General features: G+C 66.8%; 13 protein-coding genes. 12 read left to right on the forward strand and 1 reads right to left on the reverse strand.

The annotated features are described in order from the left end of the window. Nucleotides 1–44: 44 nt before the first annotated feature. On the reverse strand, nucleotides 45–1355 hold the full coding sequence (gene ugpB / locus ACSFA2_RS01505) for a sn-glycerol-3-phosphate ABC transporter substrate-binding protein UgpB (RefSeq protein ID WP_435453541.1): 1311 nt from the start codon (nucleotides 1353–1355) through the stop codon (nucleotides 45–47). A 234-nt stretch (nucleotides 1356–1589) separates the two neighbouring features. Between ugpB and serA the strand changes: the two genes are divergently transcribed. The 12 genes from serA to aspS all read left to right on the forward strand — a co-directional run bounded on the left by serA (nucleotide 1590) and on the right by aspS (nucleotide 16055). Beyond that, nucleotides 1590–2819, forward strand: coding sequence for a phosphoglycerate dehydrogenase (gene serA, locus ACSFA2_RS01510; protein WP_435453542.1), 1230 nt, complete (start codon nucleotides 1590–1592; stop codon nucleotides 2817–2819). A gap of 83 nt (nucleotides 2820–2902) precedes the next feature. After that, the gene (locus tag ACSFA2_RS01515) at nucleotides 2903–6781 is read left to right on the forward strand and encodes a DUF3683 domain-containing protein (RefSeq protein WP_435453543.1); all 3879 of its coding nucleotides are present in this window, start codon (nucleotides 2903–2905) and stop codon (nucleotides 6779–6781) included. An 8-nt stretch (nucleotides 6782–6789) separates the two neighbouring features. Continuing rightward, nucleotides 6790–7218: an HIT family protein gene (locus ACSFA2_RS01520; RefSeq protein ID WP_435453544.1), complete on the forward strand. Its 429-nt coding sequence runs from the start codon at nucleotides 6790–6792 to the stop codon at nucleotides 7216–7218. Then, entirely contained in the window at nucleotides 7218–7640 is a 423-nt protein-coding gene (locus tag ACSFA2_RS01525; protein WP_435453545.1) for a gamma-butyrobetaine hydroxylase family protein, read from the forward strand. Before ACSFA2_RS01520 ends, ACSFA2_RS01525 begins: the two co-directional genes overlap by 1 nt. A gap of 83 nt (nucleotides 7641–7723) precedes the next feature. Then, nucleotides 7724–8455: a bifunctional demethylmenaquinone methyltransferase/2-methoxy-6-polyprenyl-1,4-benzoquinol methylase UbiE gene (gene ubiE / locus ACSFA2_RS01530; protein WP_435453546.1), complete on the forward strand. Its 732-nt coding sequence runs from the start codon at nucleotides 7724–7726 to the stop codon at nucleotides 8453–8455. 37 nt (nucleotides 8456–8492) lie between these two features. Next, nucleotides 8493–9521, forward strand: coding sequence for a Tim44 domain-containing protein (locus ACSFA2_RS01535; protein ID WP_435453547.1), 1029 nt, complete (start codon nucleotides 8493–8495; stop codon nucleotides 9519–9521). Nucleotides 9522–9572: 51 nt separating this feature from the next. Then, on the forward strand, nucleotides 9573–10130 hold the full coding sequence (locus tag ACSFA2_RS01540; RefSeq protein WP_435453548.1) for a hypothetical protein: 558 nt from the start codon (nucleotides 9573–9575) through the stop codon (nucleotides 10128–10130). Further along, nucleotides 10127–11692, forward strand: a complete 1566-nt coding sequence (gene ubiB, locus ACSFA2_RS01545) for a ubiquinone biosynthesis regulatory protein kinase UbiB (protein WP_435453549.1) — start codon at nucleotides 10127–10129, stop codon at nucleotides 11690–11692. Before ACSFA2_RS01540 ends, ubiB begins: the two co-directional genes overlap by 4 nt. Nucleotides 11693–11714: 22 nt before the next feature. Next, nucleotides 11715–13163, forward strand: a complete 1449-nt coding sequence (locus ACSFA2_RS01550; RefSeq protein WP_435453550.1) for a high affinity choline transporter 1 — start codon at nucleotides 11715–11717, stop codon at nucleotides 13161–13163. An 85-nt stretch (nucleotides 13164–13248) separates the two neighbouring features. Further along, nucleotides 13249–13587 carry an FmdB family zinc ribbon protein gene (locus ACSFA2_RS01555; RefSeq protein ID WP_435453551.1) on the forward strand — a complete coding sequence of 113 codons (339 nt, stop codon included), beginning with the start codon at nucleotides 13249–13251 and terminating at the stop codon, nucleotides 13585–13587. A gap of 9 nt (nucleotides 13588–13596) precedes the next feature. Continuing rightward, nucleotides 13597–14220: a DUF502 domain-containing protein gene (locus tag ACSFA2_RS01560; RefSeq protein ID WP_435453552.1), complete on the forward strand. Its 624-nt coding sequence runs from the start codon at nucleotides 13597–13599 to the stop codon at nucleotides 14218–14220. Nucleotides 14221–14249: 29 nt separating this feature from the next. Then, nucleotides 14250–16055, forward strand: coding sequence for an aspartate--tRNA ligase (gene aspS, locus ACSFA2_RS01565; protein WP_435453553.1), 1806 nt, complete (start codon nucleotides 14250–14252; stop codon nucleotides 16053–16055). The last annotated feature ends 52 nt before the right edge of the window (nucleotides 16056–16107 follow it).

Consider the following 16107-nt stretch of genomic DNA (forward strand, 5'->3'; position numbering starts at 1 on the left):
AGCGCGGCGGGGCGAGTCTACTGCGGCCGAGGCCGCTTCATGGCTCAGCTCTTGTTGGCCTTCTGGAAGCGTTCGAGCTGTTCGTTGCCGCGCTTGACGATCTCATCGAGCGCTTCCTTGGCGGTCTTCTTGCCGCCCCAGACCTGTTCGAGTTCTTCGTCTTCGATGGCGCGGATCTGCACGTAGTTGCCCAGGCGGATGCCACGGCTCTTGTCGGTGACCTTGCGGATCATCTGCGTCACGGCCACGTCGGTGCCGGGGTTCTGCTTGTAGAAGCCCGAGTCCTCGGTGAGCTTGTACGAGGCCGTCGTCACCGGCAGGTAGCCGGTGCGCTTGTGGCTGGCGGACTGCACGTCAGGCTGCGAGATGAAGCTGAAGAACTTGGCCACGCCCTTGTACTCGGCCGGCTTCTTGCCCGACATGACCCACAGGCTGGCGCCGCCGATCACGGTGTTCTGCGGTGCGCCGGGAACGTCCGGGTAGTAGGGCAACGGGGCGACCGCATAGGCGAACTTGGCGTTCTTCGCGACGTTGCCGTAGAAACCGGACGACGTGTTGATCATGGCGCACTCGCCCGACACGAAGGAGGCCTCGGGCACGTTGCCGCGGCCCTTGTAGATGAACAGGCCCTGTTTGGACATGTTCGCCAGGTTCTCGATGTGGCGCACGTGCAGCGGCGAATTGATCTTCATGCGCGCGTCGAGGCCGGCCAGACCGTTGCTCTTGGTCGCGAACTCGACGTTGTGCCAGGCCGAGAAGCTCTCGAGCTGGGTCCAGCCCTGCCAGGCCGTGGTGAACGGGCACTTGTGGCCGCTGGCCTTGAGCTTGGCGGCGGCGGCGGCCACTTCGGGCCAGGTCGACGGCAACTTCGTCGTGTCGATGCCGGCGGCCTTGAAGGCGTCCTTGTTGATGTAGAAGACCGTCGTCGAGCTGTTGAACGGGAAGCTCAACATCTGGCCGTTCGGCGCGGTGTAGTAGCCGGCCACGGCGGGGATGTAGGCGGCCGGGTCGAACTTCTCGCCCGCGTCCTTCATGACCTGGCCGACCGGGATGATCGCGCCCTTGCTGGCCTGCATCGTGGCGGTGCCCACTTCGAACACCTGCAGGATGTGCGGTGCATTGCCGGCGCGGAAGGCGGCGATCGATGCGGTCATCGATTCGTCGTACGTGCCCTTGTAGGTCGGCACGATCTTGTAGTCCTTCTGGCTTTCATTGAACTGCTTGGCCAGGTCGTTGACCCACTCGCCGTTGACGGCGGTCATCGAGTGCCACCACTGGATCTCGGTCTGGGCCTGGGCCGCGGTGGCGAGGGTGGTCGCGAGCGCCATGGTCAAGGCGAGCGTTTTCAATTGCATGAAGACTCCTGAAGGGGAATAGGGGAAGCGTGGAAAGCGCGAATGCTAGGGACCGCGTGTGACACAGCCGCGTCACATTTGACGCATGGGCGGGGGGGCGACCAAGCGGGGAAACCCTTTTGGTGCCCTGTGCCCGACGGCGCCCCTTAAGCGTGCTGCGCTGCACCATGCTAGCATTTCCGCTTCGTTTTTCGGCTCTGCCTCCGAGCCCTGTCGGGGGCCTTCATGACCGCCATGAGCAAGACCTCCCTCGACAAAAGCAAGATCAAGTTCCTCCTGCTCGAGGGCATCCATGCCTCGGCGGTGGAGGTCCTCCGCGGCGCGGGCTACACCCAGATCGAGATGCTGCCGAAGGCGCTGCAGGGGGAGGAACTGAAGGCCAAGCTGGCCGACGTGCATTTCCTGGGCATCCGCTCGCAGAGCAAGCTCACGGCCGACGTGCTGTCGGCCGCGCCCAAGCTGGTGGCCGTCGGCTGCTTCTGCATCGGCACCAACCAGGTCGACCTGAACGCGGCGCGCGAACGCGGCGTCGCGGTCTTCAATGCGCCGTACTCCAACACCCGGTCGGTGGCCGAGCTGGTACTGGCCGAGGCGATCCTGCTGCTGCGCGGCATCCCGGCCAAGAACGCGCTGGTGCACCGTGGTGGCTGGATGAAGTCGGCCGCCCATTCGCACGAGATCCGTGGCAAGACGCTGGGCATCGTGGGCTATGGCTCCATCGGCACCCAGCTGTCGGTGCTGGCCGAAGGGCTGGGCATGCACGTCGCCTTCTACGACGTGGTGAGCAAGCTGCCGCTGGGCAATGCGCGCCAGGTGCCGCAGCTGCACGACCTGCTCGCCCAGAGCGACATCGTGAGCCTGCACGTGCCCGAGCTGCCGTCCACGAAGTGGATGATCGGCCCGGCCGAGATTGCCGCGATGAAGCAAGGCGGCATCCTGATCAATGCCGCACGCGGCACGGTGGTCGACATCGACGCGCTGGCCGAAGGCATCAAGAGCGAGAAGCTCTGGGGCGCCGCGATCGACGTGTTCCCGGTCGAGCCGGGCAGCAACAACGAGGAGTTCCAGTCGCCGCTGCGCGGCCTGGACAACGTGATCCTGACGCCACACATCGGCGGCTCGACGATGGAGGCGCAGGCCAACATCGGCGGCGAGGTGGCCGAGAAGCTGGTCAAGTACAGCGACAACGGCACCTCCATCACCTCGGTGAACTTCCCCGAGGTGGCACTGCCGGCCCACCCGGGCAAGCACCGCCTGCTGCACATCCACCACAACGTGCCCGGGGTGCTGTCGGCCATCAACCAGGTGTTCGCGGACAACCACATCAACATCGCGTCGCAGTACCTGCAGACGAACGAGAAGGTGGGCTACGTGGTGACCGACATCGACGCCGCGTCGTCGGAGCTGGCCCAGGAAAAGCTGGCCCAGGTGCCGGGCACGATCCGCAGCCGCGTGCTTTTCTGACCCGCGAGCGCTTCGCTCAGTGCTGACTTAAAATCGCCGGCCCGGTTCAAGGGCGCGCAGCGTCCTGCCGAGGCTGCTCCCCGATGAACGCTCCGATCGCGCTGACTGCGTTGTTGACGCAGGCCGCAGAGCCCGCCCGACTCCGCGAGATTCCGTACAACTACACCAGCTTCTCCGACCGCGAGATTGTCATTCGCCTGCTCGGCGAACGCGGCTGGACGCTGCTGCAATCGCTGCGCGACGAGCGCCGCACCGGGCGATCGGCCCGCATGCTGTACGAGGTGCTGGGCGATATCTGGGTGGTGCAGCGCAACCCCTACCTGGTCGACGACCTGCTGGACAACCCGCGCCGGCGTGGGCAACTGGTCGATGCGCTCAATCACCGGCTGACCGAGGTCGGCAAGCGCCGTACCCCCGACGTGGATGCGCAGCGCGACCTGCTGGTCGGCGAACTGACCGCGCTGGTCGCGCAGGCCATCACCACCTTCGACGCCATGTTCCGCGACGTGGCCGCGCTGCGCCGCAAGGCCACCCGCGCCTTCCGCCGGCTGACCGCCAAGGACAACATCAAATTCGACGGCCTCTCGCGCGTGTCGCACGTGACCGACGCGACCGACTGGCGCGTTGAATATCCGTTCGTCGTGCTGTGCCCCGACACCGAGGCCGAGATGGCGGGGCTGGTCAAGGGCTGCATCGAGCTGGGCCTGACGATCATCCCGCGGGGCGGCGGCACCGGCTACACCGGCGGTGCCATCCCTCTGACCTGGAACAGCGCGGTCATCAACACCGAGAAGCTCGAGGCGATGACCGAGGTCGAGCTGATTGCGTTGCCGGGTCTCGACGACCCGGTGCCGACCATCTGGACCGAGGCCGGCGTGGTCACGCAGCGCGTGGCCGATGCGGCCGAGCGCGCGGGCTATGTGTTCGCGGTCGACCCAACCTCGGCCGAAGCCTCGTGCGTCGGCGGCAATGTCGCGATGAACGCCGGCGGCAAGAAGGCCGTGCTGTGGGGCACCGCGCTCGACAACCTCGCCTCGTGGCGCATGGTGACGCCGCAGGCCGAATGGCTCGAGGTCACGCGCGTGGGCCACAACCTCGGCAAGATCCACGACGTCGACAGCGCCGTGTTCGACCTGCAGTACTTCGCCGCCGACGGCCGCACCAAGCTGCGCAGCGAGCGCCTGGAGATCGCCGGCAAGACCTTCCGCAAGGAGGGCCTCGGCAAGGATGTGACCGACAAGTTCCTCTCGGGTCTGCCGGGCATCCAGAAGGAGGGCTGCGATGGCCTGATCACCAGCTGCCGCTGGGTGGTCCACAAGATGCCGGCGCACACGCGCACCGTGTGCCTCGAGTTCTTCGGCAACGCGAAGGATGCGGTGCCGAGCATCGTCGAGATCAAGGACTTCATGTTCGCCGAGCAGAAGCGCTCGGGCGTGCTGCTGGCCGGCCTGGAACACCTGGACGACCGCTACCTGAAGGCGGTCGGCTACGCGACCAAGTCGAAGAAGCACGGCGGGCTGCCCAAGATGGTGCTGTTCGGCGACATCGCCGGCCACGACGCCGACGCCGTGGCCCGCGTCACGTCGGAAGTGGTGCGCATCGCCAATTCGCGCAGCGGCGAAGGCTTCATCGCCATCAGCCCCGAGGCGCGCAAGAAGTTCTGGCTCGACCGCAAGCGCACGGCCGCCATCAGCCGCCACACCAACGCCTTCAAGATCAACGAAGACGTGGTGATCCCGCTGCCGCGGATGGCCGAGTACACCGACGGCATCGAGCGCATCAACATCGAGCTGTCGCTGCAGAACAAGCTGGCCTTCGCCGATGCGCTGGAAGCCTTCTTCGCCCGCGGCAACCTGCCGCTGGGCAAGACCGACGACGCCAACGACATCCCGTCGGCGGAGCTGCTGGAAGACCGCGTGGCGCAGGCCATTGCGCTGGTGCAGGACGTGCGCGCGCTGTGGGCCGGCTGGCTGCAAGACGTCGATGCGCTGTTCCCGCAGCTGCAGGACCATTCGCTGCGCGCCAGCTGGAAGACGCAGATCCGTACGCCGTTGCAGCAGATCTTCACCGGCGCCGAGTTCGCACCGATCCTGGACGAGTGCAACGCCATCCACCAGCGCGTGCTCAAGGGCCGCGTGTGGGTCGCGCTGCATATGCATGCGGGCGACGGCAACGTGCACACGAACATCCCGGTCAACAGCGACAACTACGAGATGCTGCAGAGCGCGCATGCCGCCGTGGTGCGCATCATGGCGCTGGCGCGCTCGCTCGACGGCGTGATCTCCGGCGAGCACGGCATCGGCATCACCAAGCTCGAATTCCTGACGGACGCCGAACTGCAGCCCTTCACCGACTACAAGCAGCGCGTCGACCCGGAAGGGCGCTTCAACAAGGGCAAGCTGCTGCGTGCCGAAACGCCGGCCTCGCACGGTCTGCACGCCGACCTGACCAATGCGTACACGCCGAGCTTCGGCCTGATGGGCCACGAGTCGCTGATCATGCAGCAGAGCGACATCGGTGCCATCGCCGATTCGGTCAAGGATTGCCTGCGCTGCGGCAAGTGCAAGCCGGTCTGCGCCACCCATGTGCCGCGCGCCAACCTGCTCTACAGCCCACGCAACAAGATCCTCGCGACCTCGCTGCTGGTCGAAGCCTTCCTGTACGAGGAGCAGACGCGGCGCGGCGTGAGCATCAAGCACTGGGAAGAGTTCGAGGATGTGGCCGACCACTGCACCGTCTGCCACAAGTGCCTCTCCCCCTGCCCGGTGAAGATCGACTTCGGCGACGTGTCGATGAACATGCGCAACCTGCTGCGCAAGATGGGGCAGAAGAGCTTCCGCCCCGGCAACGCGGCAGCGATGTTCTTCCTGAACGCGACCAACCCGTCGACCATCAAGGCGATGCGGGTCGGCATGGTCGACATCGGGTTCAAGGCGCAGCGCCTGGCCAACGATTTCTTCCGGCTGCCGGCCAAGAAGCAGACCGCGGCGCCGCCGGCCACGCTCGGCCCGGCGCCGATCAAGGAACAGGTCATCCACTTCATCAACAAGAAGATGCCCGGCGGGCTGCCGAAGAAGACGGCGCGTGCGCTGCTCGACATCGAGGATGCCGACTACGTGCCGATCATCCGCAACCCGAAGGCGACGACGGCCGAGACCGAGGCGGTCTTCTACTTCCCCGGTTGCGGTTCGGAGCGCCTGTTCTCGCAGGTCGGCCTGGCGACGCAGGCGATGCTGTGGCACGCCGGCGTGCAGACGGTGCTGCCGCCCGGCTACCTGTGCTGCGGCTACCCGCAGCGCGGCAGCGGCCAGTTCGACAAGGCCGAGAAGATGATCACGGACAACCGCGTGCTCTTCCACCGCGTCGCGAACACGCTGAACTACCTCGACATCAAGACCGTGGTGGTGAGTTGCGGCACCTGCTACGACCAGTTGCAGGGCTACCAGTTCGACAAGATCTTCCCGGGCTGCCGGATCATCGACATCCACGAGTACCTGCTCGAGAAGGGCATCACGCTGGGCGCGGCGAGCGGCGGTGGCTACCTGTACCACGACCCCTGCCACAGCCCGATGAAGCTGCAGGACCCGATGAAGACGGTGAAGGCCCTGGTCGGCGACAACGTGCTGAAGAACGACCGCTGCTGCGGCGAATCCGGCACGCTGGGTGTGACGCGGCCCGACATCTCCACGCAGATCCGCTTCCGCAAGGAGGAGGAGCTGAAAAAGGGCGAAGCCCAGTTGCGCGACAGCGGCAAGGTCGAGGCGAAGGGCAACGTGAAGATCCTCACCAGCTGCCCGAGCTGCCTGCAGGGGCTCTCCCGGTACGGCAACGACCTGGACAACGGCCTGCTCGAAGCCGACTACATCGTGGTCGAGATGGCGAACCAGATCCTGGGCGAGCAGTGGTTGCCCGAGTACGTGGCCGCGGCCAATAGCGGCGGCATCGAGCGGGTGCTGGTTTGACCCGCGTTTTGGACTGCGTGCTGTGCGAAGGCGCTGGCGGGCGTCTGGTGTTCGAGGCGCCCGAGTTCCGCGTGATCCATGCGCAGGAGGTGGGCTTTCCCGGCTTCTACCGCGTCATTTGGCGCGACCATGCGGCGGAGTTCTCCGACCTGTCGGCGGCCGATCGCGCCGTTTGCATGGCGGCGGTGGCCACTGTCGAGCAAAGCCTGCGCAACCATCTGGCACCCACCAAGATCAACCTGGCCGCGCTCGGCAACATGGTCCCGCACCTGCATTGGCACGTGATTGCGCGCTACGACTGGGACACCCATTTCCCCGCGCCGGTCTGGGCGGCCGCGCAGCGAGACCGCGACGCCGACAGGGAGGCCGCCGTGCGCGCGCAGCTGCCCGCGGCCGAGGCTGCGATGATCGCAGCACTCAGCAAAAGGACATCCTGATGGCAGGTCTGCAAGCCGGCGCGCCGACGCCGCAATCGATCACCGTGCACAACACCTCGAAGGTGCTGGAAGTCGGCTTCTCCGACGGAGCGAGCTTTCGCATCCCCTTCGAGCTGATGCGCATCTATTCCCCGTCGGCCGAAGTGCAGGGCCACGGCCCGGGCCAGGAGATCCTGCAGACCGGCAAGCGCAACGTCGGCCTGCTCGAGCTCGAACCGGTCGGCAACTATGCGGTGAAGCCGGTCTTCACCGACGGCCACGAGAGCGGCATCTTCTCGTGGGACCTGCTCTACGAACTCGGCCAGAAGCAGGACGAGCTCTGGGCCGAGTACGAGCGCCGCCTGAGCGCCGCCGGCGCCGATCGCGACGCCCCGATGGCGCCCACAGCCGCTGCGGGTGGCCATGCTTGCGGCAGCCACTGAGCCGCCATCACCCGCCAAAGCCCGGCGTCCGAGCGGGGTCGTCCGCTCGATCCCGGCGCCAACGACCTAACATCTGAAAAACCATGAGCACCACCCACTTCGGATTCGAGAACGTCGACGAGAACGAGAAGGCGCGGCGCGTGCGCGGCGTGTTCGACTCGGTCGCGACGCGCTACGACCTCATGAACGACCTCATGTCCATGGGCTTGCACCGCGCCTGGAAGGCCTACACCGTGATGGTCGCGAACGTGGGCGAAGGCTCGCGCGTGCTCGACATCGCCGGCGGCACCGGCGACCTGGCGTTGGCCTTCGCGAAGAAGGTGGGTGCCAGCGGGCAGGTCGTGCACACCGACATCAACGAAGCCATGCTGCGCACCGGCCGCGACCGACTGCTCGACGCGGGCGTGTCGCTGCCGACGATGGTCTGCGACGCCGAGAAACTGCCGTTCCCCGACAACCACTTCGACGTCGTCACCGTGGCCTTCGGCCTGCGCAACATGACGCACAAGGATGCGGCGCTCAAGGAAATGAACCGCGTGCTCGAGCCCAACGGCAAGCTGCTGGTGCTGGAGTTCTCGAAGGTCGCGAAACCGCTGCAGAAGGCCTACGACTGGTATTCCTTCAAGGTGCTGCCGCGCCTGGGCAAGGCGGTGGCCGGCGACGACGCGAGCTACCGCTACCTCGCGGAATCCATCCGGATGCACCCCCCGCAGGAAGCGCTCAAGACCCTCATGAAAGAGGGTGGTTTCGGTCATGTGGACTATCACAACATGACGGGCGGCGTGGTCGCCCTGCATGTTGGAATCAAGTGCTGAATCGGCGAAGCGTTTTCTTCGCGACTGAGGAGATGAAATGAAAAAGTTGGGATCCCTTTTCCTGGTCTGCGTGCTGGCCCTGGCGAGCGTGCAGGCCGACGCGGCCCGCATCGGCGGCGGCAAGTCCTTCGGTCGCCAGTCGGGCAACGTGACCCAGCGGCAGGCGACGCCGCCGGCCAACCAGGCCACGCCGGCCACGCCTGCGCAGAACGCCAACCCGGCCGCGCGTCCCGGCACGCCGGCCGCTGCCGCCGCACCGAAGCGCCCCTGGGGCGCGATGCTCGGCGGCCTCGCCGCGGGCCTGGGCCTGGCCTGGCTCGCAAGTTCGCTGGGACTGGGCGCCGGCTTCGGCAACATCCTGCTGATCGGGTTGCTCGTGCTGGCCGCCGTGGTCGCCTGGCGCCTCTTTGCGGCACGCCGCAACAACGCGCCGCGCAGCAGCAACCAGGGCGGCTTTGCCTTCCAGGGTGCGGGCGCTTCGCCCTCGGACGCCGCCACGCCGGCGCAGTACAGCCCGGCCAAGGTCGGCAACGACGCCTCGGCGCGCCCCTGGGAAAGCAACGCGGCGGCCTTCGATGCGACGCCCGAGCGCAGCAGCGGTTCCTCCATGGCAGGCGCTGCGGGTGCCGCAGGCGGCAGCATGATCGGCTCGGCGCTGAGCGGCGCGCAGTCCTGGGGCATCCCGGCGGGCTTCGACGTCGATGGTTTCCTGGCGGCGGCCAAGCGCAACTTCGTCACCCTGCAGGATGCCTGGGACCGTTCCGACATCACCATGTTGCGGTCGATGATGACCGATTCGATGGTCGGCGAGATCCGCTCGCAGCTGGCCGAGCGTGAGACGCACACCGGCGGTCAGCCCAACAAGACCGAGGTCGTGATGCTCGACGCGCAGCTGCTCGGCATCGAAGAGATGCCCGACGCCTACATGGCCAGCGTCGAGTTCTCCGGCATGATCCGCGAAGACGCCTCGGCCGGCCCGAGCCCGTTCCGCGAGGTCTGGAACATGACCAAGCCGGTCGACGGCCGTGGCGGCTGGGTGGTCGCTGGCGTGCAAGCCTTGCAGTAAAGCGGCGCTGTCCGGCGGCATTGGGCCGCTGGCGCCATCGATAATGGGGACATGGCCACACCATCGTCCCCTTTTTCTTTTCTCGACGGCTTGTTCGAGCGCATCGGCAGCCGCCTGCAGCCGCCCGCCTGGGCGGTCCACGAGATTCAGCATCGCGCAGTCCTGTTCCTGAACCACGTGCTGCAGCAGGAGCCCGAAGCCCAGCAGCGTCTGGTGCGCCAGAAGGGGCGGGTGGTGCAGTTCGAGTGGCGCTTCGTCACGATGCGCCTCGTCGCGACGCCCGCCGGGCTGCTCGACCTCGCGCCCGAGGGGGCCATTCCCGAACTCACGCTGATGGTGGCCGACGCGTCACCGCTGGACATCGCGCGCAGCACACTGCGCGGCGACAAGCCGACGGTGCGCATCGTCGGTGACGTGCAACTGGCGGCCGAGGTCAACTGGCTGGTCGACCATGTGCGCTGGGACGTCGAGGACGACCTGGCACGCCTGATCGGCGACGTGCCGGCCCACACGGTGGCCGGCGTCGCGCGCAAGGTGGCGGGCGCGGTGCGCCAGTTCGCGGCCGGCAAGGCGGGACAACCGGGCTCTGGCGGCGCGAGCGCCGAATGAGTCGCCTGTACCGCGGCGTCTTCATCGTCTGGGTCGCGCTGCGCTACGGCCTGGACGAGCTCGTGCTCACGAGCTTCCAGAAGCCCTGGCTTCGCATCGTGGCGCGCATCGTCTCGGTCGGGCGCAACCTCGACGCGCCGCGCGGCCAGCGGCTGCGCGAGGCGCTGGAGCGGCTCGGCCCCATCTTCGTGAAGTTCGGCCAGGTGCTGTCCACCCGGCGCGACCTGCTGCCGCCCGACATCGCCGACGAACTGGCCTGGTTGCAGGACCGCGTGCCGCCGTTCCCGTCGGCCATCGCCATCGCGACCATCGAGCGCGCCTTCCGCCGGCCGCTGGCCGACATCTTCTTGCAGTTCGACGAAACACCGGTGGCCAGCGCATCGATCGCGCAGGTCCACTTCGCGACCATCCGCGACCGCCAGGGCATCGTGCGCGATGTGGCCGTCAAGGTGCTGCGTCCCGGCATGCGCGGGGTCATGGAGAAGGACCTGGCGCTGATGGCGATGATGGCGCGCTGGGTCGACAGCCTCTCGGCCGACGGCAAGCGCCTGAAGCCGCGCGAGGTGGTGGCCGAGTTCGACAAGTACCTGCACGACGAGCTCGACCTGGTGCGCGAGGCCGCCAACGCCGCGCAGCTGCGCCGCAACATGGAGAAGCTCGAGCTGGTGATGATCCCCGAGATGTTCTGGGACTTCTGTCACCCCGAGGTGATGGTGATGGAGCGCATGCACGGCGTGCCGATCGCCCAGCTCGACCGGCTGCGTGCCGCCGGCGTCGACATCCCGAAGCTGGCGCGCGACGGCGTCACGATCTTCTTCACCCAGGTGTTCCGCGACGGCTTCTTCCATGCCGACATGCACCCGGGCAACATCCAGGTCAGCTTGGCGCCGGCGACCTTCGGGCGCTACATCTCGCTGGACTTCGGCATCGTGGGCACGCTCACCGAGAGCGACAAGGAATACCTGGCGCAGAACTTCGTCGCTTTCTTCCGGCGCGACTACAAGCGCGTGGCCGAACTGCACCTCGAGAGCGGCTGGGTGCCCGAAGGCACGCGCATCGACGAGCTCGAAGCGGCGATCCGCACCGTGTGCGAGCCGTACTTCGACCGGCCGCTCAAGGAGATTTCGCTGGGCATGGTGCTGATGCGCCTGTTCCAGACCTCGCGCCGCTTCCACGTCGAGATCCAGCCGCAACTGGTGCTGCTGCAAAAGACGCTGCTCAACATCGAAGGGCTCGGGCGCCAGCTCGACCCCGAACTCGACCTGTGGGCCACGGCCAAGCCGTTCCTCGAGAAGTGGATGATCGATCAGATCGGCCCGAAGCGGCTGTTCGCGCAGCTGCGCGCCGAGGCGCCGCGCTACGCCAAGCTGCTGCCCCAGTTCCCGCGCCTGCTGCATGAATTCCTGGAGAACCGGCCGGCCGACCACCGCCGCGAGCTGCTGGAACTGCTGGCCGCGCAGAAGCGCACCAACCGCCTGCTGCAGATCGTGATCGCGGTTGGCATAGGTTTTGTATTGGGTCTGATCGTGATGCAGGCCGTGGTCCGCATCCGCCTGTTCTGAGCCCCAACGAGGAGAGTTCGTCGTGCTGCTGACCCTGGTCATCGTCTATCTGCTGTTCACGATCGCCATCGGCCTGTATGCGGCCAAGCGGGTCAAGAACACCACCGACTTCGCGATCGCCGGGCGGCACCTGCCGCTCTTCATGATCGTCACGACGACCTTTGCCACCTGGTTCGGGTCCGAAACGGTGCTGGGCATTCCGGCGAAATTCATCGAGGGCGGGCTGCATGGGGTGATCGAAGACCCCTTCGGCGCCGGCACCTGCCTGGTCCTGGTCGGCCTGTTTTTCGCGGGCAAGCTCTACCGCATGACGCTGTTGACCATCAGCGACTACTACCGCGAGCGCTACGGCCGCGTGGTGGAGGTGGCCTGTTCGCTCATCATCATGCTGAGCTACCTGGGCTGGGTGTCGGCGCAGGTCACGGCGTTGGGGCTGGTGTTCAACGTGCTCTCGGCCGGTGCCATCAGCATCCCGGTCGGCATGGTGATCGGCGTGGTGTCGATCCTGGCGTACACGCTGTTCGGCGGCATGTGGTCGGTGGCCGTGACCGACTTCATCCAGATGATCATCCTGGTCGTCGGGCTGACGGTGATCGCCGTCTTCGCCGGGCAGATGGCCGGCGGCGCCGACAAGGTGCTGGCCTTCGCGGTCAGCAAGGACCTCTTCAAGTTCTGGCCCGAGCCGAACTACAAGGACATGGTGTTCTTCTTCGCCGCGGCCATCACCATGATGCTGGGCTCGATTCCCCAGCAGGACGTGTTCCAGCGCGTCATGTCCGCCAACAGTGTCAAGGCCGCCACGCGTGGGCCGGTGATTGGGGGCATCGCGTACATCCTGTTCGCCTTCGTGCCGATGTTCCTGGTCGCCAGCGCGCTGCTGATCATGCCGGAGCAGACCGCCGCGCTGCTCAAGGACGACCCGCAGAAGGTGCTCCCCACGCTGGTGCTCGAGAAGATGCCCTTCGTGATGCAGGTGCTGTTCTTCGGCGCGCTGCTGTCGGCCATCAAGTCGACCGCCTCGGCCACGCTGCTGGCCCCCAGCGTGACCTTCACCGAGAACATCTGGCGCCAGTTCCGGCCCGCCGGCACCGACCGCGAGAACCTGCTGACCATGCGCGTCACCGTGCTGGTCTTCAGCGCCGCGGTGCTGGCCTACGCGATTCGCATGCAGGGCACGCCGATCTACGAATTGGTGTCGGGCGCCTACCAGGTGCCGCTGGTGGGCGCCTTCGTGCCACTGGTCTGCGGCCTGTACTGGAAGCGCGCCACCACCCAGGGGGCGATGGCGGCGGTGGTGCTGGGCATCGGCACCTGGCTGCTGTTCCTGGCCACGCCGTGGGGCGAGGCATTTCCAGCCCAGCTGGCTGGCGTGCTGGCTGCCTTCGTGGGCATGGTGGCCGGTTCGCTGGCGCCGCAGTGGGTGGCCGATACGCACACGCCGCACCGGCCGCTGGCCGTCGACCCCGCCTGAACCGCGGGGCGCTTCCAGGGCGCGACCCTATAATCATGGGCTTTGCGAGCGGCCGCTGCGCCGCCTATTTTTCGCTCCAAATCCCATGCCCATCTACGCCTACAAGTGCAGCGCCTGCGGCTTTGCCAAAGACGCGTTGCAGAAAATGTCCGACGCTCCCCTCACGGTGTGCCCGGCATGCGGTGCGAGCGCATTCGAAAAGCAGGTCACGGCGGCCGGCTTCCAGCTCAAGGGCTCGGGCTGGTACGTGACCGACTTCCGCGACGGTGGCGGCAAGACCGCCGCCGCCCCGGCATCGGACGCAGCCACCCCGGCCAAGCCGGCAGACGGTGCAGCGGCACCGGCACCGGCCTCCGCGCCGGCTGCAGCCGCCCCCAGTCCCGCGCCGGCCCCCGCGCCCGCGCCGGCGGCCAAGAACGACTGAGGCCGCGCCATGCACGCGCTGCGCAAATGGCTGCTGTCGGGCTTGCTGGTCATCGTGCCGCTGGTCATCACGCTGGGCGTGCTCAACTGGATCATCGGCACGCTCGACCAGACCCTGTGGCTGCTGCCCGAGCAATGGCAGGTCTGGCTGACCGAGCACCGGGTGCGCGGCCTGGGCGTGCTGTTCACCCTGGCGATCCTGCTGGTGGTCGGCGCGATCGCCAGCAACTTCGTCGGCAAGCGCCTGCTGGGCTGGGGCGACGCGGTGGTGCGGCGCATTCCGGTGGTGCGCTCGATCTATTCGAGCGTGAAGCAGGTGTCCGACACGCTCTTCTCCGAGAACGGCAATGCCTTTCGCACCGCGGTGCTGGTGCAGTGGCCGCGTGAAGGGGTCTGGACCATCGCCTTCGTCACCGGCACGCCCGGCGCCGACGTGGTCGAGCACCTGGGTGGCGGCGACTTCCTCGGCGTCTACGTGCCGACCACGCCGAACCCCACCGGCGGCTACTTCGTGATGCTCAAGCGCAGCGACTGCATCGAACTCAAGATGAGCGTGGACGACGCGCTCAAGTACATCGTCTCGATGGGCGTGGTCGTTCCTGGCGGCCCGGCCACCCTCGCAACCCCCAAATAACGCGCCCCTCTCGGCGCCGGAATCGACCTATGGCCATGCGTTCTCACTATTGCGGTCTCGTGACCGAAGCCCTGATGGGCGAAACCGTCTCCCTGTGCGGCTGGGTCAATCGCCGGCGCGACCACGGCGGCGTGATCTTCATCGACGTGCGCGACCGCGAAGGCTACGTGCAGGTGGTGTGCGATCCCGACCGTGCCGCGACCTTCGCCGTCGCCGAGGACCTGCGCAACGAGTTCTGCGTGCAGATCAAGGGCCTGGTGCGCGCGCGTCCCGAAGGCACCACCAACGACAGCCTCAAGAGCGGCAAGATCGAAGTGCTGTGCCACGAGCTGAAGGTGCTCAACCCCTCGGTCACGCCGCCCTTCCTGCTGGACGACGACAACCTGTCGGAAACGACGCGTCTTACGCACCGCGTGCTCGACCTGCGCCGCCCGGCGATGCAGCGCAACATGATGCTGCGCTACAAGGTCACGATGGAAACGCGCAAGTTCCTCGATGCCAACGGCTTCATCGACATCGAGACGCCCATGCTCGGCAAGTCCACGCCCGAAGGCGCGCGCGACTACCTGGTGCCCAGCCGGGTGCACGACGGCAGCTTCTTCGCATTGCCGCAGTCGCCCCAGCTCTTCAAGCAGTTGCTGATGGTGGCCGGTTACGACCGCTACTACCAGATCGTCAAGTGCTTCCGCGACGAAGACCTTCGCGCCGACCGCCAGCCCGAATTCACGCAGATCGACATCGAGACCTCCTTCCTCGCGGAAGAAGAGATCCGCGAGATGTTCGAAGGCATGGTCCGCACCATGTTCCGCAATGCCGCGGGCATCGACCTGCCGGTGTTCCCGACCATGACGTACGGCGACGCGATGTTCAAGTACGGCTCGGACAAGCCCGACCTGCGCGTGAAGCTCGAATTCACCGAACTGACCGAGCTGATGAAGCGCGTCGAGTTCAAGGTGTTCTCGAACGCTGCGACGATGAAGGACGGCCGCGTGGTGGCGTTGCGCGTGCCGGGCGGCGGTGCCGAGGGCGGCATGTCGCGCGGCGAGATCGACGCCTACCAGGAGTTCGTGAAGATCTACGGTGCCAAGGGCCTGGCCTACATCAAGGTGAACGACGCGGCCGCCGGTCGCGACGGCCTGCAGAGCCCGATCGTCAAGAACCTCGACGACGCGACGCTGGCCGAGATCATCGCCCGCACAGGTGCCCGCAACGGCGACATCCTGTTCTTCGGCGCCGACAAGGAAAAGGTCGTCAACGACGCCATCGGCGCGCTGCGCGTGAAGATCGGCCACAGCGCCTTCGGCAAGAAGTCCGGCCTGTTCGACGACCGCTGGGCACCGCTGTGGGTGGTCGATTTCCCGATGTTCGAGTTCGACGAGGAAGGCCAGCGCTGGAGCGCCGTGCACCACCCGTTCACTGCGCCGAAGGACGGCCATGAAGACCTGATGGATACCGCGCCCGAGAAGTGCATCGCCAAGGCCTACGACATGGTGCTCAACGGCATCGAGATGGGTGGCGGCTCGGTCCGTATCCACCGCGAAGAGGTGCAGAGCAAGGTGTTCCGCGCGCTCAAGATCAGCGCCGAAGATGCGCAGCAGAAGTTCGGCTTCCTGCTCGACGCGCTGCAGTACGGCGCACCGCCGCACGGCGGCATCGCCATCGGCCTGGACCGTCTCGTGATGCTCATGACCGGCGCCGAGTCGATCCGCGACGTGATCGCCTTCCCCAAGACCCAGCGCGCGCAGGACTTGCTCACGCAGGCGCCGAGCCCGGTCGACGAAAAGCAGCTGCGCGAGCTGCACATCAAGCTGCGCAACGTGCAGCCCGCCGCCTGAAACGCTGGCGCGCGGCCATGACTGCAAGAGAAGAGGGCACCGCGCAGTGCCC

Source organism: Variovorax cryoconiti (assembly GCF_051216395.1).
GTDB lineage: Bacteria > Pseudomonadota > Gammaproteobacteria > Burkholderiales > Burkholderiaceae_C > Variovorax.